This window comes from Pedobacter sp. (assembly GCF_039594775.1).
Lineage (GTDB): Bacteria > Bacteroidota > Bacteroidia > Sphingobacteriales > Sphingobacteriaceae > Pedobacter.
Genome location: NZ_JBCNMT010000007.1, coordinates 74,260 through 97,167 on the forward strand (window position 1 = coordinate 74,260; position 22,908 = coordinate 97,167).

The following is a 22,908-nucleotide window of genomic DNA, read 5'->3' on the forward strand; positions in this document are numbered from 1 at the left end:
GCAGGGCTATACCTGCTAAGGACGAATAACCTTGATTTTCAAATAAATATATTAAATGAACAATTTGACAATTAATCAATTCAACAATTTCTCTAATCAGAAAAATACCTTATCTTTGCACGCAATTAATTAATTTAAAAACACTTTAATATTATTCAGGTAATGTATTTAAGTTCAGAAAAGAAAGCGGAAATTTTCGCAAAACACGGCGAAGTAGCAACCAACACTGGTTCTGCAGAAGGTCAAGTAGCATTGTTCACTTACCGTATTGCCCACTTAACAGAGCATTTGAAAAAAAATCGTAAAGATTTCTCTACTCAATTAGCACTACAAAAATTAGTAGGTAAACGTCGTGGTATTTTAGCTTATCTTTACAAAAAAGATATTGAGCGCTACCGTGCTATCATCAAAGCTTTAGAGCTAAGGGATATCATCAAATAAGAGCTTTTATCAATAAAAGCCATCCAAAAGAAGGATGGCTTTTTTGCTTTGCAAACAAAATACGTATATATAAACTCAGGTGTGCAAAAAGAGGAAACACACCATAATTTTTTTTAGATGAATGTAATAAAAAAATCGTTCGACTTGGGCGATGGAAGAATTGTTGAAATTGAAACTGGTAAATTGGCTAAACAAGCTGATGGTTCGGTAGTAGTGAAAATGGGCGATACCATGTTGTTGGCAACGGTAGTATCAACCGTAGGTGCTAAACCTGGTACTGATTTCTTGCCATTATCGGTAGATTACCAAGAAAAATATGCTGCTACGGGTCGTATCCCAGGTGGTTTCTTACGTCGTGAGGCTAAATTATCTGATTATGAGGTATTGATTTCTCGTTTGGTAGATAGAGCTTTACGCCCGTTATTCCCAGAAGATTACCATGCTGATACACAAGTAATGATCAGCTTGATTTCAGCAGATAAAAATATCATGCCCGACTGCTTAGCTGGTTTGGCAGCTTCGGCAGCGCTTTCTGTTTCGGATATTCCTTTCAACGGACCAATTTCAGAAGTTCGTGTAGCGAAAATTGATGGTAAGTTGGTGATTAACCCTTACTTAAGCGACTTAGAAAGAGCTACTTTGGAATTTGTGGTTGCTGGTTCTGCTAACGATATTGTGATGGTAGAAGGTGAGGCTGATGAAATTCAAGAAGACGAAATGGTTGAGGCGTTGAAATTTGCCCACGATGCCATTAAAGTTCAGTGTGCTGTTCAAGTAGAATTGACGGAAGCTACTGGTAAAACAGTAAAACGTGAATATAACCACGAAGATCATGATGAAGCTTTAAAAGAAAGAATCTACGCGGAGACTTACGACAGAGTTTATGCTATTGCTAAATCTGGTTTAGGTAAAGATGAGCGTTCTGAAGGCTTTACGGCTATCATTAACGAAATTTTAGATGCTTTCCCTGAAGATACAGAGGATTTAACGAAAGCATGGGCTAAACATTATTTCCATGATGTACAGTATGATGCCGTACGTAACTTATTGTTAGATGAAGGTATCCGTTTAGATGGTCGTACCACTACGCAAATTCGTCCAATTTGGAGTGAAGTAGGCTACTTGCCTGCAGCTCACGGTTCATCGGTATTTACTCGTGGTGAAACGCAATCATTAACTTCGGTTACTTTAGGTAGCAAAGATGATGAGCAAATGATTGATGGTGCTTTCATCAATGGTTATAACAAGTTCTTATTGCACTATAACTTCCCTGGTTTCTCAACTGGTGAAGTAAGACCAAATAGAGGTGTTGGTCGTAGAGAGGTTGGTCACGGTAACTTAGCGATGCGTTCTTTGAAGAAAGTATTGCCTACAGGTGCTGATAACCCTTACACTATCCGTATCGTTTCTGATATTTTAGAATCTAATGGTTCTTCTTCAATGGCAACGGTTTGTGCAGGTACTTTAGCATTAATGGATGCTGGTATTAAAATCAAAGCGCCAGTATCTGGTATCGCTATGGGATTAATTACCGACGAGAAAACCGGCAAATACGCTATTTTATCAGATATTTTAGGTGATGAGGATCACTTGGGTGATATGGACTTTAAAGTTACGGGTACTAAAAATGGTATCGTAGCTTGTCAAATGGACTTGAAAATCAATGGTCTTTCTTACGAAGTTTTAACCAAAGCGTTATTGCAGGCTAAAGATGGTCGTTTACACATTTTAGGTGAAATGGATAAGACAATCAGCGAGCCGGCAGCAGATATGAAGCCACATGCTCCACGTATCGTTTCATTAACTATCGATAAAGAATTTATTGGTGCGGTAATTGGCCCAGGTGGTAAAATTATCCAAGAAATGCAACGTGAAACTGGTGCTTCTATCTCTATCGAAGAAGTGGATGGTAAAGGTATTGTAGAGGTCTTTGCTGACAATAAAGCCGCTATTGATGCTGCTGTTGGTCGTATCCGTGCCATTGCTGCTAAACCAGAAATTGGTGAAGTTTACACTGGTAAAGTAAAATCAATTATGCCATTTGGTGCATTCGTAGAAATTATGCCGGGTAAAGATGGTTTGTTGCACATTTCTGAAATTGATTGGAAACGTTTGGAAACCATGGATGGCGTGCTTAAAGAAGGCGATATTATTGAGGTGAAATTGTTGGATATTGACAAACAAGGTAAAATGAAACTTTCTCGTAAGGTTTTATTGCCTCGCCCACCAAAGCCTGAGTCGGCACCTGCTGCTCCACAAGGATAAAAACAACTGTCATTTTGAACGACAGTGAAAAATCTCAAAGTGTTTAGCACTGATTTAACAGATTCTTCGCAAAACTCAGCATGACAAAAATGAATAGAAACCCTTTCAGTTTTACTGGAAGGGTTTTTTGTTTAGGATAAGTGGGATTATAAAAGAATTTGTAACTTGCATTTGATTGTTTCACACTTGTAATGACATTGAAAATCGTCATTGCGAGGAGGTACGACGAAGCAATCTTAAAGCGATAACTTTTACAAAAAAATGCTTCGTACCTCGCAATAATGATAAACTAAATGAAACACCTGATTGCCCCTTCGATTTTATCGGCTGATTTTGCCAACCTGCAACGTGACATAGAGATGCTTAACCAAAGTGAGGCAGACTGGATCCATGTGGATGTAATGGATGGTGTTTTTGTGCCTAATATTTCATTTGGTTTTCCAGTCATTACAGCAGCAAAAAAGCATGCTAAAAAACCTTTCGATGTACATTTGATGATTGTAGAACCAGATAAGTACATTGCCGACTTTGCAAAAGCTGGCGCTGATTTAATTACAGTGCATTATGAAGCCTGTACTCATTTACATCGTACTATTCAGCTCATTAAATCGGTAGGTTGCAAAGCGGGAGTTGCTTTAAACCCGCATACGCCAGTTAGTCTTTTGAAAGATATTTTGCAGGATATTGATTTGGCTTTGGTCATGTCGGTAAATCCTGGTTTCGGTGGACAAGCTTTTATTCCTCAAACTTTAAAAAAGCTTAGGGAGTTGAGGCAAATGGCTCAACAAACCAATCCTAATTTGTATATAGAAGTTGATGGGGGAGTAGGTATTCAAAATATTGCTTCGTTAATTGAAGCGGGAGCTAATGTTTTTGTAGCTGGTAATGCTGTTTTTGCGGCGCCAAGTCCTACACAGATGATTGCAGACCTAAAAAATGTAGAAACTTCTATTCAGCACATCTAATTAATGGCCAAGAGAGCGCTTTTCCTTTTATGTTTGGTCATTTTATCGCTATATGCCAGCGCACAATCCTTAATTAAGGTAAGCGGTGTCATTTATGATGAGAAAAATCAGCCTCTGCCTAAAGTAAGCATTACCTTGGTAGGCTTATCTGGAAGTACCGTAAGTGATGAACAAGGAAAATACACTATCCAATCACGTTTGTCTAATTTCAGTTTGCGATTTAAGCTGATAGGTTATCAAACAGAAACCATTAAGTTTAGTGAGCAAAAAGGTGCGGACGTTAAAAAAGATATTTTCCTGAAACCTGATGTGAAAGAGCTTAAAGGGGTGAAAATTACGGGGAAGCAAAACCAGCTCAATAATGCGCAAAGTATCAATGTTACTGATTTGGCAAGCTTGCCTACAGTTTCTATGAATTTTGAAGCTATTTTGAAAACTTTGCCAGGGGTTTCTACCAACAATGAATTAAGCTCACAATACAGCGTACGCGGTGGTAACTTCGACGAAAACCTGATTTACGTTAACGACATTGAAATTAACAGACCTATTTTAATTAGAAATGGACAACAGGAAGGCTTGAGTTTTATCAACCCTGATTTCGTAAGTAGGGCACGCTTTTCGGCAGGTGGCTTTAATGCCAGATATAACGACAAACTTTCATCGGTGCTGGATGTAAGATACGACAAGCCAGACAGCAATGAGTATATATTGACGGCTGGTTTAATGGGTTTTTCGGCCACGGCTAAAGCCAATTTAAAAAACAGTCATTTGCTATTTGGTTTCAGGAGAAAGGATAATCGGAATGTATTGGGAACGCAAGATCAAAAAGGTAACTATCGTCCTAATTTTAATGATTTTCAAGCCCTTTACCAATATAATTTTAGCCAAAAGTTTAGCATTAATACCCTGCTAAATTTTAATTCTGGAAGTTTTAAGCTCGTTCCGCAAAGTAGGGAAACGCAGTTTGGTACCATTACCACGCCCATGCGCTTAAAGGTAGATTATGAAGGGCAGGAAATTGACGATTATTACACTTATGGAGGCGCAGTAACGGCTTTGTTCAATCCTAATAAAGATGTATCTATCAAGTGGATTAACAGTTATTTCGAAATTAAGGAAAGAGAGCGTTTTGATATCGATGGTAACTATGTTTTTGAAGAAGTGGATAATGACTATGCAGGTGGTGATTTTGGGCCAATCCGTAAAAATAGAGGCTTAGGTAATCAATACAGCTATGCCCGAAACACGTTAAATTCAAGTACAACAAGTACTGAACTTAAGGTAGAGCAACGCGTAGGTAAGCACGATTTTACCTATGGCGCACGATTTGAACAATCGAAATATGTAGATAGAATTAACGAATACAGTTATCTTGATTCGGCAGGATATATTTTGCCAGCCAATACCAATTCGTTTACTTTTGAGGATGCTATTTTTAGCAACAACCATTTAAAAATCAATACCATTTCTGGTTATTTGCAAGACAATTATGCCATTTCTTCGAAAACGGATATACAGTTTGGTTTGAGAGCGAGTTACAATGATTTAAGTAGCGAATTATTGTTGAGTCCTCGATTGTTGATGTTGTATCGTCTAGATGAGCAAAAACTTTGGCGATTTACAGCAGGTATTTACCGTCAGGCACCAAGTTATAGAAGTATTAGAGACTTGGATGGTTCGCTAAATCTCGACCAAAAAGCTCAACGTTCCTATAATGTATCGGCAGGTTACGATTTCGCCTTTAATGGATTGGGTACACGTTTGAAGTTTACTTCGGAGATTTATTACAAGTATGCAGATAGGATGATTCCTTATACCATTGATAACGTAAGGATCAAATATTTGGCAACAAGCACTGCCAAAGGTCATACTTATGGAGCAGATTTTTCATTAGGTGGTGAGCTGGTAAAGGATTTGATGTCGTTTTTTAGGGTTTCAATCTTAGGCGCTAACCAAGATGTGATTAACGACAGTTATGTAACTAAGGATGCTAATGGGAAAAACCAAACCATTTACCCTGGTTATTTGAAAAGACCAACAGACCAAAAAGTAAATTTCTCGATGTTTTTTCAAGACAGATTATTCAAAAGTCCTACCTACAAAGTGCACCTTAATTTGCTATATGGTTCCAGATTGCCTATTGGAGCCCCTCAAATTAAAACTTATACTGATGATTTCAGTATTCCAGCATATCGCAGGGTAGATATTGGTTTTTCTAATGATTTTTTGGATGCCGGTTCAAAAAGAAAGCCTCAATTTTTAAGCAAATATTTTAATTCAGTAATTGCCTATGTAGAGGTTTTCAACTTGCTGAATATCAATAATACAGTGTCTTATCTCTGGCTAAAAGATGTGAATAATGTCAATTACGCCATTCCTAATTATTTAACGGGCAGACAATTAAACTTTAAGCTCATCTTTAAGATAAAAGGTAGCTAACTGAGGTTAATATGCTATTACTTTAGGTTAATATACGAGTAGTATTTTTGTCTTTTTCTCAAACGTTTGTCATGTTGATTATTTGGTTGATAAAAAACCTAAATAATTAGTGTCAAAATGTTAATTTTACGAGCAATAAAAAACAGAAAAAATGAGACATAATTTTGGAGCTGGTCCTTGTATTTTACCGCAGGAAGTTTTTAAGCAAGCTTCTAGCGCAGTACTTGATTTTAAAGACGGTTTATCAATTCTAGAAATCTCCCATCGCTCACCTGAATTTGAGGCAGTGGTTGAGGAGACAGTAAGATTGGTGAAGGAGCTTTTAAATGTTCCTTCCGGATATTCCGTACTGTTGTTGCAAGGAGGAGCAAGCCTACAATTTTCAATGGTGCCCATGAACTTATTGCCTGAGGGCAAAAGCGCCGCCTATCTAGATTCGGGTGTTTGGGCAAGTAAAGCAATCAAGGAAGTTAAATATTTCGGTAAGGCTAATGTTGTAGCATCCTCAAAAGACTCCAATTATACCTCTATTCCTAAAGACTTCGAAATTCCAGCAGATAGTGCTTATTTCCACTATACTTCTAACAACACTATTTATGGTACTGAACTGTTTGATTTACCTGCAACTAAAGTGCCTGTAGTTTGCGACATGTCGTCGGATATTATGAGTCGTGTAATTGATGTTTCTAAATATGACCTGATTTATGCTGGAGCGCAAAAAAATATCGGCCCTGCCGGTTTAACCGTAGTAATTGTAAAAGACGAGATTTTAGGAAAAACAGATAGAGCTATTCCTTCTATGTTAGATTATAAATCTCATATTGATGGCGGTTCAATGTACAACACACCTCCTGTATTTTCTATCTACACCGCGATGTTAAACCTACGTTGGTTGAAATCAAAAGGTGGTATTGCAGAAATTGAGAAAGAAAATATTGCAAAGGCGAAAGCTTTATATACAGAAATTGATAGGAATCCTTTATTTAAAGGGACTTGTGCTGTAGAAGACCGTTCACGCATGAACATTTGTTTTGTAATGGAAGATCCTGAGTTAGAAAAGCCTTTTGCCAAATATGCTGATGAAAATGGTTTCGAAGGCTTAAAAGGACACAGGAGTGTAGGTGGTTTCAGAGCATCTATGTACAATGCCCTTCCAATTACCAGCGTACATGCGCTAATCGATTTAATGCAAAGTTTCGAAGAAAAACACAAAAAATAAGAAATGGCTAGAATACTTGCCAATGATGGCATAGATCCAATAGGAAAGAAATTATTAGAAGATGCTGGGTTTACTGTAGATACACAAACAGTGCCTCAAGACCAATTAGTAGCAGCGTTACAAAATTATGATGGCTTAACCGTTAGAAGCGCTACTAAAGTTAGAAAAGAACTGATTGATGCTTGCCCTAACCTTAAATTAATAGGTAGAGGTGGTGTTGGTATGGATAATATCGACGTAGAATATGCAAGATCAAAAGGAATTACGGTAGTGAACACACCTGCTGCTTCATCGTTATCTGTAGCGGAGTTGGTGTTCTCCCACTTATTTACTGGTGTGCGCTTCTTGCAAGATGCTAACCGTAAAATGCCTGTAGAGGGAAATACCAAATTCAACGATTTGAAAAAAGCTTATGCTAAAGGTGTTGAATTGAGAGGTAAAACCATTGGTATTATTGGTTTTGGTAGAATTGGAAGAGAAACTGCAGCGGTGGCTTTAGGCTTAGGCATGAATGTGTTGGCTTATGATTTATTCCCTTTTAGTGGTAACATTACTTTGAATCTAACTTTAGGGATTAAAGTTGAAATCCCAGTAACAACCGTCAGTTTGGAAGAAGTAATTGCCAATAGTGATTTTATCTCTTTACATACTCCATTTGCTGATAAGCCAATTTTAGGTGCAGCTGAATTTGCAGCCATGAAAAATGGGGTAGGTGTAGTGAACTGTTCACGTGGTGGAACTATCGACGAAGCAGCTTTAATTGAAGCTTTAAATTCAGGTAAGGTTTCTTTTGCAGGTTTAGATGTTTTTGATAACGAGCCTACACCATCTGCAGAGATTTTGTCACACCCTAAAATCTCGTTGACTCCTCACATTGGTGCTTCAACTAACGAAGCGCAAGAACGTATCGGTACGGAGTTGGCTAATTTGATCATCGATCATTTTAAAGGTTAATTTCCGATAAACTTATCATATAGAAAGCCCGAGATTTTAATCTCGGGCTTTTTTACTTTTATACGGACTGTCATTGCCGTTGATAATGCGTCGGTGTGGGTTAAGTTCATAGTTGCATCCATAACCCGTCATTTCGACCGTAGCGTAGCGAGTGGAGAAATCTTTGAATATGCCATTGTCAATCGAAAGATTTACTTCGTAGCGCTTCGCGGGTCTCCATAAGATCGAAATGACTTACTTCATCGAATTAGTAAGTGCCCAATACCTAAAACCTAGCACTGCCTTTTGAAAGGTACTTAATCTCATTGGATCTTTTTGATAATAAGATGGTAGCACCAGTTTATTTAACTTCACCAATGCCTTAAAAAACGCTCTCTTCATATCATAAAACTTTGATGCCGCTTTGAGGCTCTTTTGCCTTCATCAGTTTGTTCTTTCTGTAGATAATAAAAAACAACACTGCTGACATCACAACAAAAAGAACTAGCAAAAGTTGTAGGTAATTGATGTTTTTACTTATTTTTTGGTTGTATTCTAACAATTCATCATTCTTTACCTGTAAATCCCTAATGGTTTTTTTATAACTGTCAATGCGCAACTGACTGTTATCGACATTTGATTTTACCTGTTGAAATTGCAAGTCTTTGTAATCTAGCAATACCTTCAATTCAGTGAAGATGTTGTTGTCATTGAGAGTAATCTGTCTCAAAATCTCATTGGAGTTTTTGATATCCCTTTTCGTTTGGAAACCAAAAATACCTGTACGAGCATTAAGACTTTCATCATATTGGCCAAAGCGAGCGCTTCGTTCAGCTAACATGGCATTAATTTTATTTCTTTGCAGTTCATAAGCAGAACTATCTTGCGCAAAAGTTACGCTCATCAAACTTTCCAATAAGAGCGTAAAAAGAATGGCTTTTCTAATCATCGTTAAAACTTTAAATAGTATCCAACAAACTCCATGCCTCAGCTTTCTTTACAAAATGAGGTTTTACTTGTGCCCATGTACGTTTGAACAAATCAGATTGCCGATAGTTTTCTAGGGCATCCGCATTTTTCCATTTGCTGATGGTGAAAAATACGTTCTTGTACGTTTCGTGTTGTAGCAAATCAACACCCATACATCCTTCAAAACTTGCAATTTGAATGTTAACCTGTGTAAATAACTGTTTGAAGTCTTCTACGAATGCTTCAGAAAACTCCAATTTAACAAGTCTGGTCATCATAAAAAAGATGGTTTATGGATGGAATTCTACTCTTACTATATCATTAAGATGTAAACCTAATAAACCGCTAGCTTTACCTTTGTTAATTGCAATTTCCAAATGATTACTAATGCCAAATAGGCAGAGTTTCTCACCTTCAGGAACTTCGTTGTAATGCCAGCTCAGCTGGGTAATGGTTTCACTTTTTCTAAAATAAAGGGTAAAGTCTCTATTACGCTGTACTTTGGTAAATAAATCTTTGGTAATGTTAGTGATTACATTGCTGAACCTATCGATAAAAATTACACTTCCTCTGATGATATCTCGCTCAATCACGGGATGCAATAACATTCTTTGTTCAATGTCGTCAGCAGGAAGGCCAATTTCTTTTAGCTTACCACCCTTAGCCAAATGCACAGCAGCTTTTACCAAAATGTCAACCAATGGAAAGTGCAAGAATTTCAGATCCTGCATAATGTTAAGTTCCACCAGTTCATCTGGCTTATCCTCAAAAAGCAACGAAAAAATGCCATTGTCTGCACCTACAAAATAATGGTCTTTGTAACGCAGGGCAATATATTTGGTATTCTCGTTAAATACCGAATCGATACCAATTAGATGTACCGTATTTTTTGGAAAATAGATATAGGCATTTTTAAGAACAAAAGCAGCATACGAAATGTTGAAAGCAGGTACTTCGTGCGTGATGTCTATAACATTAACGCTTGGTAGGATATTCAGGATACTGCCTTTAAGCGCAGCCTGATAAAAATCCTTCGAACCCAAATCTGTCGTTAATGTGATTATAGCCATTAAAAATTAAATATTTATGCTTATTCTTGCGTATAGGCAAATTGCCTACAAATATTCAATTTTTAAATCGAATTACACAGGGCGTAACTAAAAAAACAATATTTTGAGCGAAATAAAATTGATACTGGAAACTACCGATCAGATACAATTCTGGGGGGCGAATAATGAACATTACGAGCAAATAAAAGCTGCTTTTCCAAAGCTGAAAATTGTGGCTAGAGGCAATGAAGTGAAGGCTTTAGGTGATGAGGCTGAGCTTAAATTGTTTGAGCAAAAAATTAATGCTTTGGTTGCTCATTTAGATAAATTTGGTACGTTGACCAACAACGATGTGGATGGCATATTGGGTTCTAAAAAAAATATTGAGAATACCGCAGAAGCAGCTACTGGCACTCCTGTGAGTAGTGGTGAAGTAATTGTTTATGGAAACCATGGCTTAATGGTAAAAGCCCGTACGGCCAACCAACGCAAAATGGTAGATAGCATTAATAAAAATGATGTGCTGTTTGCTATTGGGCCTGCAGGTACCGGTAAAACCTACACAGCGGTTGCCCTGGCAGTAAGGGCTTTGAAAAACAAAGAAATTAAACGAATTATTTTAACCAGACCTGCGGTAGAAGCAGGGGAGAGTTTAGGGTTTTTACCTGGTGATCTGAAAGAGAAAGTGGATCCGTATTTGCGTCCGTTATATGATGCACTTGATGATATGATTCCTGCGGAAAAGCTAAAGATCTATTTGGAGAACAGGACCATCGAAGTAGCGCCGTTGGCCTTTATGCGAGGTCGTACATTGGACAACTGTTTTGTGATTTTGGATGAGGCGCAGAACTCTACCGATTTGCAGTTGAAGATGTTCCTTACCCGTATGGGACCAACTGCCAAGTTTATTGTTACAGGCGACGTTACCCAAATCGACTTGCCCAAAAAAGCACAATCTGGCTTACACAATGCCCTTCGTATTTTGGGTGATATTAAAGGAATTGATATTATTTATTTAAGCGGTGAAGACGTGGTGCGCCATAAATTGGTGAAGCAAATCCTAAAAGCTTACGGAGATATTCAGTAATAGTGGCTAGTTGTTAGTGACTAGTGATGGCATATGGTTTAAAAATAGGTCCGAAGATGAAATTTTATGATTCTCTCTTCGGACTTTTTTATTAACCTAAGTTGGCTGCTCAACTTTCGGACTTTCCCGACTTTTTTACTATTTTTATGCCCTCATGAAAGCAGTAAAAGAAACCCAATTTACCTTCCCAAAACAAAGTAGTTTTTATAAAGGAAAAGTACGTGATGTGTACACTATTGATAACCAGTTGATGGCAATGGTAGTAACCGATAGAATTTCAGCATTTGATGTGGTATTACCAGAAGCCATTCCTTATAAAGGTCAAGTGTTGAACCAAATTGCTGCTAAATTTTTGTCGGCAACCAAAGATATTGTGCCTAATTGGGTATTGGCTACCCCAGATGAAATGGTGACCATTGGCCGTATTTGCGAACCATTTAAGGTTGAAATGGTGATCAGAGGATATCTGGCTGGCCATGCCGCACGCGAATATGCGTTGGGAAAACGTCAGGTTTGTGGTGTTGCTTTACCAGATGGTTTAAAAGAAAACGACAAGCTTCCTGAACCTATCATTACACCAACTACTAAAGCTGCTGTAGGGCATGATGAAGATATCTCAAGAGAAGATATTTTGGCAAAAGGCATTGTTTCATTAGCAGATTATGAAAAGCTAGAGAAATACACTCGTGCCTTATACCAAAGAGGTGTAGAAATGGCTGCCGAAAGAGGACTGATTTTAGTGGATACCAAATATGAATTTGGCAAAGTTGGAGATGATATCTATTTAATTGATGAAATTCACACTCCAGACTCTTCTCGATACTTTTATGCTGAAGGTTATGCAGAAAGACAAGCAAATAATGAACCTCAAAAGCAGCTTTCCAAAGAGTTTGTTCGTAAATGGTTAATAGAGAATGGTTTTCAAGGTAAAGATGGACAAGTAGTTCCTGTAATGACCGAAGAAATTGTAGAATCCATTTCAGAACGCTATATTGAGCTTTATGAGCAGATTACCGGAGAGAAATTTGTGAAAAATCCTTCTGAGAATATTCTGGATAGGATAGAAGCAAATACTAAAGTAGCAGTTGAGAAATTATTGAACCTATAGATTAGGTAATAAGTATTACGTTGTAAGTTTTAAGCTTGGTTTCTAAACAATTAACCAACTGAAAAACCAAACAACCAAAAACCAAAAAATATGAAATTTAGTGTAGATAAGCACGAGAAATATGTAGTGTTGAAATTAGAGGAGCCTAAATTCACTAATGATAACGCCCCAGCTTTAAAATCGGAATTTGTTCTTTTAAATACAGAAGGCTATCGCAATATTGTATTAGACTTATCGGCCGTTAAAGAATGTAACGATGCGCAAGATTTAAGCTCTTTATTGGCTGGTGATAGACTTTGTAAAGCTGCCGATGGCGTTTTTATTGTATGCGGTGTGAATAAAAGTATTGCACAAATTATCCAAATGTCAAACCTTCATCAGTCTGTTACGTTTGTTAATAAGCTAGACGAAGCAACGGATCTCATCTTCATGGAAGAGATTGAGAAAGAACTTCGCGGTGGAGTAGACAAAGGGTAAAATTATTGAATGAAATTTGAAGTAACGATCTTAGGAAGTAGTTCGGCAACGCCAATTTATAACCGAAATCCAACAGCGCAATTATTAAATTGTAATGAACGCTTTTATTTGATTGACTGTGGAGAGGGTACTCAACAGCAATTGATACGCTATGGTTTTAAGGCTTCAAAAATCGATTTTATTTTCATCAGCCATTTGCACGGTGATCATTTTTTTGGTTTGGTAGGGCTATTGTCTAGTTTACATCTTAACGGACGTTCAAAACCACTGCATTTATTTGCTCCCCCTGCGCTTAAAGAAATACTGGAATTGCAGTTTCTTCATTCCGATACGCATTTACGGTATCCAATAAACTTTTATCCAATAGATCCTTCTAAACCAGAAGTGATATTCAAGAATAATGATGTTGTGGTTGAAACAATTATATTGAACCACCGAATTCCATGTACAGGCTTTAAGTTTACAGAGAAAAAGCGTTTAAGGAAGTTGATTGTAGAGAAGTTGGAGCAAGATGCCATTCCGGTAGAATACTATACGATGTTAAAACGTAGTGTGAATATTGATTTACCAGACGGAAGGAAAATCAATTATCTGGATTACACTATTGACTCTGCGACACCAAAAGTATATTGCTACTGCTCAGATACAATGTATGATGAGCGTTATTTTGAACAAATTAGAGGTGCTGATACGCTTTATCACGAAGCTACCTTTATGCACGACATGTTGGAACGTGCCTTGGAAACACACCACACTACCGCACAACAAGCAGCTGAAATCGCAAATAAGGTAGGTGCTAGGAAATTACTGATTGGCCATTTTTCATCCAGATATAAAACACTTGAAGGATTATTAGAGGAAGCCCAAGCCGGTTTTGAAAATACAGTTTTGGCGATAGAAGGTAAGACTTTCGAAATATAGGTTGTTTCTCGTGCCTACCACTCGTCATTTCGACCTTGTGGAGAAATCTAATAGATGTATTTATATGAGACTTAAAATTTTAAAGTCTATAAAATTGCTTAAATACGCCATCTTAGCGTAACGTCATGCTGAATTTATTTCAGCATCTTTCTGGTGATGAAATTATTTGAGAGCTTATAATAGTTTATAAATAATCATTTATGCTTAAAATTAGTTAAGTAAAAATTGATTTGAAGTACAGATTTTGTCGACTTATTAAGTTTTGAAGGGTGCAAGCCTTCATTTTAGGCTTGAAAACAATGGAGTGGACAATTAAAGTTAAACTTCATGTGAGTTTTGCTTCTCGTGTCATAACACATATCGCTAGATTTCTCGACTCATTGCTCTCCGCTCGAAATGACGATATAGCCCATAAAAAAAGCGAAGAACTATTGAAAATTCTTCGCTTGTCATATTGAGGTTCTGTCTGTTATTTATCTTTCTTATTTCCGCCACCAAATACCGAGAAATGAACGTAACGTTTAGGATTGGCTTTTAAGTCAATCATTAAAGCATCTAAGTTTTTAGAAGCATTAGTAAGGTTATCGTACATCTGTCTATCATTTAACAAAGCACCCAAAGTGCCTTTTCCATTTTTAAGATCATTAATCATCCCCTGCAAATCGGCCATTGCCTTATTGGCATTTTTTACGGTTTCTTCAAAATTTACTGCTGCAACCTTATCTGTCATGGTATTCAGGTTCTTCATTACAGCATCAATTCTGGCACCATTGTTTTTAAAGTTTGCGGTAATCGCTTCAACATTTGATAAAATTGCCGAAAGCTTAGAACTTTCAGAACCAACCAAAGCATCAACTTTTTTTGAAGTAGACTCTAATGAAGTTAAAGTACCTGCAATACTGGTAAAGCTACGGTCGATATTTTTCTGAAGATTAGGATTTAAAATAGTATTGATGCTTGAAAGAATGGAATCCATTTTGGTGATGATCAATTCCGCTTTCTTTTGCACTGGTTGAAAAGTTTCCATCAAACCTTTTTCCACATTAGTTTGTAGGTAATCACCATCTTGAGCGAAATTTTTATCGTTACCCAGTGTCAATATAATGGCTTTACTACCTAAAAGGTCGGTGCCTTCTAAACGAGCGATAGTGTTTTTAGGAATTTCATATTTTCCGTTAATCTTTAAAGTAGCTTGAATAGTAGCATCTGGTTGTAGCTCCAACGCTGCCACTCTACCAATTTGATAGCCATTGATCAATACAGGCTTAGATACTGTTAATCCATCTACATGGGTATATTTGGCGTAAAGGATTGTCTCGTTAGAAAATATGCTATTTCCTTTTAAAAAGTTGTAGCCTATAATAAGCAGGGCAATAGCAAATGCCGCTAAAATGCCTACTTTGGTTTCGTTCTTTATTTTCATTGATGTTGTAGCGATTTTATTGATGGTTTTCTATGTAGTTTAGTCATATCAATGAGCTCGCAGGCTCGCTTGGTTTGTTAATTTTCTACTTCTTTTTTGTATTGCTTAATTGCATTTACAATAGCCGTTACAATTTCTTCTTGTCCTTCCTCAGAGTTGATGTATTTCTCTTCTTCAGGATTGGAGATAAAGCCTATCTCGGTTAGTACCGATGGCATTGCCGCCCTTTGTAATATCAGTAATCCTTGCTCTTTAACACCTCTGTTCACTCTTTTGTTTACTTCGGTATAATTTTTTTGGATATAACTAGCCAAAGCTAAGCTTTTTGAACGGTAAAGTGATTTATAAAGTGATAATAAGATGATCTCTTCAGGGTCAGTAGGGTCGTAGGTGCCATGTTTCTTAAAGTTTTTATCTTTAATGATCTCCTCATTTTCTTTTAAGCCTGCATCCATTTCATTGATACGCCTGTAAGCTCCCACAAAAGTTTCTGTGCCTTTGGTATAATTGTTTCCTTTCGGCATAGAATTACAGTGGATAGATATAAATAGGTCGGCTTTGGCATCATTAGCAATTTCGGCTCTGCGATACCAATCAACATCTACGTCTGTTTTCCGAGTTTGTATTACCTTAATATGTGGTAATTCTTCTTGAAGTTTAAGCCCCAATTTCAGTGCAACTTTTAAGGCTACATCTTTTTCCCAAGAAAAAGAGCCCTTAGCTCCTGGTTTTACTCCTCCGTGACCTGCGTCTATTACAATGGTCTTTATTTTATATCCTTGAGCATTTGCATTTAAAAATGAGAAAGCGAAAAGTAAAAAAGTGAGGGATAAAAATAGGTTTCTTGGTCGCATTTAGTTGTGTTTTCTGCAAAAATACAAAATATTAAATTTCTACGCTTGCTTTATAAGCTTGAATAGCTTTTAATAGGCAATTGGCTATTTCTGCTTGGCCAGCTTCAGAGTTCATATAATCTTCCTCATTAGGGTTGGATATAAATCCAATTTCAGTAAGTACGGCTGGCATGCCCGCTCTTGCTAAAACCGCCAAACTTTTTTCTTGAACACCTCTATTGATTCTTCCAACAGCTACATATTGATCTTGAATATACTTCGCAAACTTTAGGCTTTGTGTCCTAAAAGTGTTTTTCATTAACGATAAGATAATGGCGCTTTCTGGATCGCTAGTATCAAAGCCCTCGTAATTTTCCTTATAGTTTTCTTCTAAGAATATAGCAGCATTTTCCCTCTTAATGGCTTCGTCCTGTTCGTCTATCCGTCCGCTACCTGATACGAATGTCTCTGTACCTCTTGTAGACGTACTTTTTACATATTTGGTTTTATAAATGGGAACCTTCTTGCCTTTTTTACGTGTATATCCACTAATGTATCTTTGGGGATACACGGGCATGTCATTACAATGAATAGATATGAACAGATCTGCCTTTTCATTATTGGCCAACCCAATTCTCTCATAAAGAGGAATGAAGACATCTTCGGTACGTGTATAAACAACCTTTACATCCTTCATGTTTTCTTCAATCAGTTTTCCTAAGCGCAAAGCTGTTTTCAAGGCTACATCTTTTTCTGTAGAATAGCTCCCTCTGGTCATCCCATCTTTTCCGCCATGACCAGCATCTAATACAATTGTTTTAATTTTATATTGTTGCGCAAATAGTTGATTATCAATATTTAATAATGATAAAATGGAAATTAATAAGATCAATATTTCTTTTGCTCTGTTCAATGGTATATTTTTCATTAATTTTGAACGTTTTGTGGTAAAGATTATTGCAAAATAAACATTCAAGCACAAATTTGAAACTTTTACAGACACTCATTTTTTCATTTTTTTTAGTGTTGTTGGCCATAGCGGCTGATACTAAAGTTTTTGCATCAACTTCTGTCTCGTTTTTTCAGACCAAACCCCAACAGTTAGATACTCCTAAAAGGGATACTACCCGAAAGGTGATGAAAAAAAGTAGCCTTGATTCCAAGCTGGAATACTACGCAAAAGACTCGGCGGTGGTAGATAAAAAAAATGAAGTTCAATACCTATATGGCGGGGCTCGTGTTAAGTACGAGGGACTAGAATTGGATGCAGATTTTATCCGTTTTGATAATAAAAGCAAGATTGTTTTTGCCAGAGGAAGTACCAATGATAAAGGGAAGTATTACGGCCGTCCGATTTTCAAAACCGAAGGACAGGGGTCGTCAATGGCCGATTCATTGACCTATAATCTCAATGCCAAAAATGGGGTAGTGCATGGTGTTTTTACCGAGCAGGAGGGAGGTTTTTTCTCTGGAGGAAAAACAAAGATGCAGCCTGATAATGAATTTCACGTTCATGGTACTACCTATAGTACCTGTAACTTGCCACATCCACACTTTGGTATCTTTATCACTAAAGGTATTGCTACAGAAAAACATATCATTACTGGGCCGGTTTATATGAAGTTTGAAGATATCCCCATGCCGTTGGGCTTACCTTTTGCTTTCTTCCCAAAACCAAATAAAAAAGCATCTGGTTTTATTTTACCTACCCCTGGAGAAGATGCAACCAAAGGATTTTCGTTATTGGGAGGTGGTTATTATATGGCCTTTAATGATTATATGGATGCTCGTTTGGTGACCAATATATACACCAATGGTTCTTATGACCTTAATCTAGTATCAAACTATACGAAACGTTATAAGTATAACGGAAATATCAATTTAACCTATTCAAGTACCCGTAATGGTTTAGAGGGAACACCTGAATATGCGCCCATAAAAACAATTATGTTGGGTTGGACGCATAGCCAATCGGCAAATGCGAGGCCAGGTACTACATTTAGTGCCTCGGTAAATGCAGGTTCCAGCAGGCATAACGCAGTAACGGCGGGTAACGGTAGTTATGATCCCAATAGATTTTTACAAAATACCATGAGCTCCAGTATTGCTTATGGAAGAGTTTTTGGCGATGGCTTATTCAACTTTACTTCAGCTTTAACACATAGCCAACAAACACAAAATAGAAGTATTAGTTTAACTTTGCCAGACGTTAGTTTAAATATGACTACCATTAGCCCTTTCGATTCTAAAAAAAGGGTTGGAGAAGCTAAATGGTATCAAAAACTAACTGTTGGTTATAGTATGACTGCTTACAATAGGGTTAGCACTACGGAAGATGTTCTATTTTCAAAAAGCGGATTGAATAGTTTCACAAATAGTGTTTCCCATAATGTTCCCATTTCCTTACCCTTTACCTTGTTTAAGTATTTGAACTTTTCATCCAGTATGAATTATAATGAAAAATGGGATTTCAAAACTTTGGAAAATAGATATATCCGTACTGCTACAGGTTATGAAGTGCGTTCGGATACGGTAAATGGTTTCAAAAGGGGCGCACAATATAGTTTAAGTACTTCCATGTCGACCAAAATTTATGGAATCAAGCAATTTAGGGGTAATGGTAGTATTAGGGCCATGCGCCACGTAATGACCCCTAGTATTGGTTTTAGTTATGCTCCTGGTTTTGCAGCCGAAAAATTTGGATATTACAAAACAGCAGAATTTTATTCTGATGATATCAGGCCTGGGATGAGTAAGCCAACGGGCGAAATTGTAAAAGATCAATACGGGAAACCACTTTTATATTCAGTTTTTATGGGTGGAGGTCCGCCACAATTTAGAAGTGGTAGTGTTAATTTTTCCATGGACAACAACGTAGAGTTAAAAGTAAGAAACCGTAAAGATACTACCGGGACGGGAGAGCGTAAATTGGCTGTTCTGCAAGGTTTGTCATTCAACACTAGCTACGATCTTTTTAGACAAAATAAAAAAATGTCCAATATCGGTTTTAGTGGTCGTTCACAGTTTACCGAAAAATTAGGAATTAACTTTAGTGGTGCATTTAGTCCATATTTGGTAGATTTAGTACCTTATACGTCTGGGACTGGAAGCAGCGCTACTACCACCTACTCTTATCAGGAAATTGATAGATACGTATGGAAGGATGGTAAGCTCCCTAGGTTAACCACTTTTACCTTTTCTTTCGACTATAGCTTAAATCCTGAGGCGTTTAAAAAACGTAATGAAAATTTGGATAAGCTTAACAATCAAAATCCGACAGTAAATAGAACTCAAGAACAGATAGAGGCATTGAATGCAGTGAGCAGAGATCCAAATGCTTTTGTTGATTTTAATATTCCTTGGAACTTTTCTTTTGCTTATAGTTTCAATTACAATAATCCATTAGGTAGGCCAGAAACCAGAAGTATTACCAATACGCTAAATTTTAGTGGCGACTTTAACCTTACGCCAAAGTGGAAAATCCAGTACACTTCGGGCTACGACTTTAAGGCTAAGAATTTATCCCAAACCTCATTTTCTATTTATAGAGATTTGCATTGCTGGGATATGAGTGCAAGCTGGATTCCTTTTGGAGCATACCAAAGTTATTCAATAGACATTAGAGTGCGAGCTTCTGTATTGCAAGATTTGAAACTAAGCAAGCGTAAAGGATTCTGGACAAGATATTAGGGGCAACCTCGTAAACCTAAAAATAAAAAAGGTGTTAGCAGAAATTATAACCATAGGCGATGAAATCCTTATCGGCCAAATTGTAGATACGAATTCTGCCTGGATGGCAGCGGAGCTGAATAAAATTGGGGTGAGAGTAAAACAAATCACTTCTATTTCAGATGAAGCGCAGCATATTGTACAGGCTCTAGACGAAGCCCAAAGTCGTGCCGATATTATTTTAATTACTGGCGGTTTAGGCCCTACTAAGGACGATGTCACCAAACTAACCCTAGCTAAATATTTCAATATGCCTTTGAGGCTTGATGAAGATACTTTAGCGCATGTAAAGGATTTCTTTGTAAAGCTAAATAGGCCAATGATTGAGGCCAACATTAAACAAGCTGAAGTACCCGATGGTTGTACTGTAATTAAAAACAAAAACGGTACAGCACCCTGCATGTGGTTTGAGCATCAAGGAAAAATAATCGTTTCGATGCCCGGAGTGCCTTTTGAAATGAAATATTTGATGGAGGAAGAAATCATTCCAAGGATTAGGGAGAGATTTAAAATGCCTTTTATTTTTCATCAGAATATTTTAACGGCTGGTTTAGGCGAATCTTTTTTGGCGGAGCAAATTGCCGATATTGAAGATGCTTTACCATCCTACATCAAGTTGGCTTATTTGCCAAAACTTGGGCAGGTAAGATTAAGGTTAAGTGCTTCAGGTACCAATGAAGCTCAAATTCTTGCAGATATTGCCCATTATACCAAACAAATTGTTGAAAGGGTTGAGAAGTACGTGGTACTCACCGAAGATTTACCTTTTGAAAAGGCTATCCTTAATTTGATGGATAAATATCACTTGACACTTTCGCTTGCGGAGAGTTGTACAGGGGGCTATGTTTCCCATTTGTTCACGCAACATCCGGGTTCGTCTTCGGTGTTTCAAGGGGGAGCAGTAACTTATTCAAATAATTTAAAGCAATTGGTATTGGGGGTAAGTGCAGCTACTTTAGCTTCCTTTGGAGCAGTAAGTGAACAAACGGCTAAAGAAATGGCACAGGGAGCCATTAGCAATTTTAAAACTGATTATGCCATATCCATTACTGGGATAGCTGGACCAGATGGTGGAACGCCAGAAAAACCAGTAGGAACGGTGTGGATTGCAGTGGCGAGTAAAACAGAAGTGAAAGCTAAAATGTTTAAATTCGCCAGCCAACGTTTTCAGAATATTGAACGTTCGGCAATGGCAGCCCTAATGTTGCTGTTTTTGCAGTTGAAACAAGATTTGAATGTAAAGCATTAAAAAACGTATTTTTGGCGCAAACCAAATTACATAAACTTATAAAAATATGGCCCGATACGAATTGTTATTACCGAAAATGGGTGAGAGCGTTGCCGAAGCAACCATTATTAAATGGACTAAGCAACCTGGCGACCATATCAACTTAGATGATACCATTCTGGAAATTGCTACAGATAAGGTTGACTCTGAAGTGCCCTCTCCCGTGGAAGGAAAACTGGTAGAGCACTTTTTTAAAGTAGATGATGTGGTGCAAGTTGGTGCTGTAATCGCAATCATAGAAATAGAAGGAGCTAATGAGGTAGCAGAAAAAGTGGAGACGGTACTGTCTGAACCAGAACAAAAAGTAGCCGTCGAAACTGCAATTCCTGGCATTAGCCAATTACCAGCAGAAAGTGCCTCAGTAGCTGCCAATATTGATTTTAAAGCTTCTGATAGGTTTTATTCGCCTTTGGTGAAGAACATTGCAAAAGAAGAAGGGGTTTCTTTAGAAGAATTAGATACCATTAAAGGTTCCGGCGCCGATGGACGATTGACTAAAGAAGATCTTCTCAACTATATTAAAGCTAAAAAAGGTGGTGCTACAACAGTTGAAACTGCTGCTCCTGTAAAAGCACCAGTTCAAGAAGAAAAAGTAGCAAAACCTGCTCCTGTAGCTGCTAGTGTAAGTGGTGGCGATGAAATTATTGAAATGGATAGGATGCGTAAGTTGATTGCTGACCACATGGTCATGAGCAAGCACACATCTCCACACGTGACTTCATTTGTTGAAGCTGATGTGACCAATTTGGTATTATGGCGCAACAAAGTGAAAAAGATTTTCGAACAACGCGAAAATGAAAAAATTACTTTCACACCCATTTTTGTAGAAGCGGTAGCAAGAGCGATTAAAGATTTTCCAATGATTAACGTATCGGTAAACGGTACGCAAATTATCAAGAAGAAAGACATAAATATCGGTATGGCTGCAGCTTTGCCATCAGGTAATTTAATTGTTCCGGTAATTAAAAATGCAGATCAATTGAACTTGGTAGGTTTAACTAAGGCTGTAAATGATTTAGCAAATAGGGCTCGTGCTTCGAAACTAAAACCGGATGAAACACAAAACGGTACTTTTACCCTAACCAATGTTGGTTCGTTTGGTAATGTGATGGGTACACCAATTATTAACCAGCCACAGGTTGCTATTTTAGCGGTAGGTGCCATTAAAAAGAAACCTGCTGTTTTGGAAACGGAACACGGTGATGTGATTGCGATAAGACACATGATGTTCTTGTCACTGTCTTATGACCACAGAGTGGTAGATGGTGCCTTGGGAGGTTCATTTGTTCGTCGTGTGGCCGATTATTTAGAGAATTGGGATATCAATAGAGAAGTGTCTTAAATTGATATTGAACAATATATAAAAAGCTCCGCAAGTTTAATCTTGCGGAGCTTTTTGTTTTTTGCATCTTTAGTAGTTACAGTTATCGTATGCGTCATTTCGAAAGTAGTGGAGAAATCTTTGGACTGTATTTAGTGAGTTGTCTAAAGATTTCTCCGCTCGCTTCGCTACGGTCGAAATGACGACCGATTATTGTGTTTACGGAGGATATATTTTTTTTGCACCGCAACAACTTAGATAGACTGGATGGAAGTGAAAACCCCACAGCCAAGTGTAACGTAGGCGAGGAGTTGTAACGGACAGCCAGACTTTCGGAAGATAGTAGCAATGTTCCTGCTCTTCAAAAAAGATATTAAAGTTTCAAACTAAGGGAAAAAACAAAATGTCCTAAAAAGTAAAAGCCCAGACATCCATCTGGGC

General features: G+C 37.5%; 20 protein-coding genes. 13 read left to right on the plus strand and 7 right to left on the minus strand.

From position 1 onward, the window contains the following. Positions 1-162: 162 nt before the first annotated feature. From rpsO to ABDV71_RS15930, 6 genes are all read left to right on the plus strand, one after another. Positions 163-441, plus strand: a complete 279-nt coding sequence (rpsO, locus tag ABDV71_RS15905) for a 30S ribosomal protein S15 (RefSeq protein ID WP_343534283.1) — start codon at positions 163-165, stop codon at positions 439-441. Positions 442-558: 117 nt separating this feature from the next. Next, positions 559-2,706 carry a polyribonucleotide nucleotidyltransferase gene (pnp, locus tag ABDV71_RS15910; protein ID WP_343534284.1) on the plus strand — a complete coding sequence of 716 codons (2,148 nt, stop codon included), beginning with the start codon at positions 559-561 and terminating at the stop codon, positions 2,704-2,706. Positions 2,707-2,999: 293 nt separating this feature from the next. Then, entirely contained in the window at positions 3,000-3,671 is a 672-nt protein-coding gene (rpe, locus tag ABDV71_RS15915; RefSeq protein WP_343534286.1) for a ribulose-phosphate 3-epimerase, read from the plus strand. Between the two features lie 3 nt (positions 3,672-3,674). After that, positions 3,675-6,110: a TonB-dependent receptor gene (locus tag ABDV71_RS15920; protein WP_343534288.1), complete on the plus strand. Its 2,436-nt coding sequence runs from the start codon at positions 3,675-3,677 to the stop codon at positions 6,108-6,110. Positions 6,111-6,261: 151 nt separating this feature from the next. Next, a complete protein-coding gene (gene serC, locus ABDV71_RS15925) occupies positions 6,262-7,329 on the plus strand; it encodes a 3-phosphoserine/phosphohydroxythreonine transaminase (RefSeq protein WP_343534294.1) in 1,068 nt (355 codons plus the stop codon). Between the two features lie 3 nt (positions 7,330-7,332). Continuing rightward, positions 7,333-8,283: a D-2-hydroxyacid dehydrogenase gene (locus ABDV71_RS15930; RefSeq protein WP_343534295.1), complete on the plus strand. Its 951-nt coding sequence runs from the start codon at positions 7,333-7,335 to the stop codon at positions 8,281-8,283. 234 nt (positions 8,284-8,517) lie between these two features. On the opposite strand, the gene ABDV71_RS15935 is transcribed toward ABDV71_RS15930, so the two are convergent. From ABDV71_RS15935 to ABDV71_RS15950, 4 genes are read right to left on the minus strand one after another with little or no spacing between them, the layout of a single operon-like run. Next, entirely contained in the window at positions 8,518-8,664 is a 147-nt protein-coding gene (locus tag ABDV71_RS15935) for a hypothetical protein (RefSeq protein ID WP_343534296.1), read from the minus strand. 1 nt (position 8,665) lies between these two features. Further along, positions 8,666-9,211 (minus strand): hypothetical protein, encoded by a 546-nt coding sequence (locus ABDV71_RS15940; RefSeq protein WP_343534297.1) that lies wholly within the window; start codon positions 9,209-9,211, stop codon positions 8,666-8,668. Positions 9,212-9,221: 10 nt separating this feature from the next. Then, positions 9,222-9,509, minus strand: a complete 288-nt coding sequence (locus tag ABDV71_RS15945) for an antibiotic biosynthesis monooxygenase (protein ID WP_343534298.1) — start codon at positions 9,507-9,509, stop codon at positions 9,222-9,224. Between the two features lie 12 nt (positions 9,510-9,521). Further along, the gene (locus ABDV71_RS15950; RefSeq protein ID WP_343534300.1) at positions 9,522-10,301 is read right to left on the minus strand and encodes an SAM-dependent chlorinase/fluorinase; all 780 of its coding nucleotides are present in this window, start codon (positions 10,299-10,301) and stop codon (positions 9,522-9,524) included. A gap of 103 nt (positions 10,302-10,404) precedes the next feature. Here ABDV71_RS15950 and ABDV71_RS15955 point away from each other — a divergent pair, with 103 nt between their 5' ends. The 4 genes from ABDV71_RS15955 (at position 10,405) to ABDV71_RS15970 (ending at position 13,873) form a co-directional block, all read left to right on the plus strand. Then, positions 10,405-11,367: a PhoH family protein gene (locus ABDV71_RS15955; RefSeq protein WP_343534302.1), complete on the plus strand. Its 963-nt coding sequence runs from the start codon at positions 10,405-10,407 to the stop codon at positions 11,365-11,367. Between the two features lie 154 nt (positions 11,368-11,521). After that, entirely contained in the window at positions 11,522-12,475 is a 954-nt protein-coding gene (locus ABDV71_RS15960) for a phosphoribosylaminoimidazolesuccinocarboxamide synthase (RefSeq protein ID WP_343534304.1), read from the plus strand. A gap of 90 nt (positions 12,476-12,565) precedes the next feature. Beyond that, entirely contained in the window at positions 12,566-12,952 is a 387-nt protein-coding gene (locus ABDV71_RS15965; protein ID WP_343534306.1) for an STAS domain-containing protein, read from the plus strand. 9 nt (positions 12,953-12,961) lie between these two features. After that, a complete protein-coding gene (locus ABDV71_RS15970; protein WP_343534308.1) occupies positions 12,962-13,873 on the plus strand; it encodes a ribonuclease Z in 912 nt (303 codons plus the stop codon). 469 nt (positions 13,874-14,342) lie between these two features. Here the strand turns inward: ABDV71_RS15970 and ABDV71_RS15975 are convergent, their stop codons facing one another. The 3 genes from ABDV71_RS15975 to ABDV71_RS15985 form a co-directional block, all read right to left on the minus strand. Beyond that, positions 14,343-15,296 carry an MlaD family protein gene (locus tag ABDV71_RS15975; RefSeq protein WP_343534309.1) on the minus strand — a complete coding sequence of 318 codons (954 nt, stop codon included), beginning with the start codon at positions 15,294-15,296 and terminating at the stop codon, positions 14,343-14,345. A 77-nt stretch (positions 15,297-15,373) separates the two neighbouring features. Next, positions 15,374-16,150 (minus strand): N-acetylmuramoyl-L-alanine amidase, encoded by a 777-nt coding sequence (locus ABDV71_RS15980; protein WP_343534310.1) that lies wholly within the window; start codon positions 16,148-16,150, stop codon positions 15,374-15,376. 31 nt (positions 16,151-16,181) lie between these two features. Continuing rightward, the gene (locus tag ABDV71_RS15985; protein ID WP_343534311.1) at positions 16,182-17,057 is read right to left on the minus strand and encodes an N-acetylmuramoyl-L-alanine amidase; all 876 of its coding nucleotides are present in this window, start codon (positions 17,055-17,057) and stop codon (positions 16,182-16,184) included. Positions 17,058-17,266: 209 nt separating this feature from the next. Between ABDV71_RS15985 and ABDV71_RS15990 the strand changes: the two genes are divergently transcribed. From ABDV71_RS15990 to ABDV71_RS16000, 3 genes are read left to right on the plus strand one after another with little or no spacing between them, the layout of a single operon-like run. After that, complete coding sequence (locus ABDV71_RS15990) at positions 17,267-19,819, plus strand: putative LPS assembly protein LptD (protein WP_343534312.1); 2,553 nt, start codon at positions 17,267-17,269, stop codon at positions 19,817-19,819. Between the two features lie 31 nt (positions 19,820-19,850). After that, positions 19,851-21,107, plus strand: a complete 1,257-nt coding sequence (locus tag ABDV71_RS15995) for a competence/damage-inducible protein A (protein ID WP_343534313.1) — start codon at positions 19,851-19,853, stop codon at positions 21,105-21,107. 46 nt (positions 21,108-21,153) lie between these two features. Beyond that, positions 21,154-22,488: a dihydrolipoamide acetyltransferase family protein gene (locus ABDV71_RS16000; RefSeq protein WP_343534314.1), complete on the plus strand. Its 1,335-nt coding sequence runs from the start codon at positions 21,154-21,156 to the stop codon at positions 22,486-22,488. Positions 22,489-22,908 lie beyond the last annotated feature (420 nt).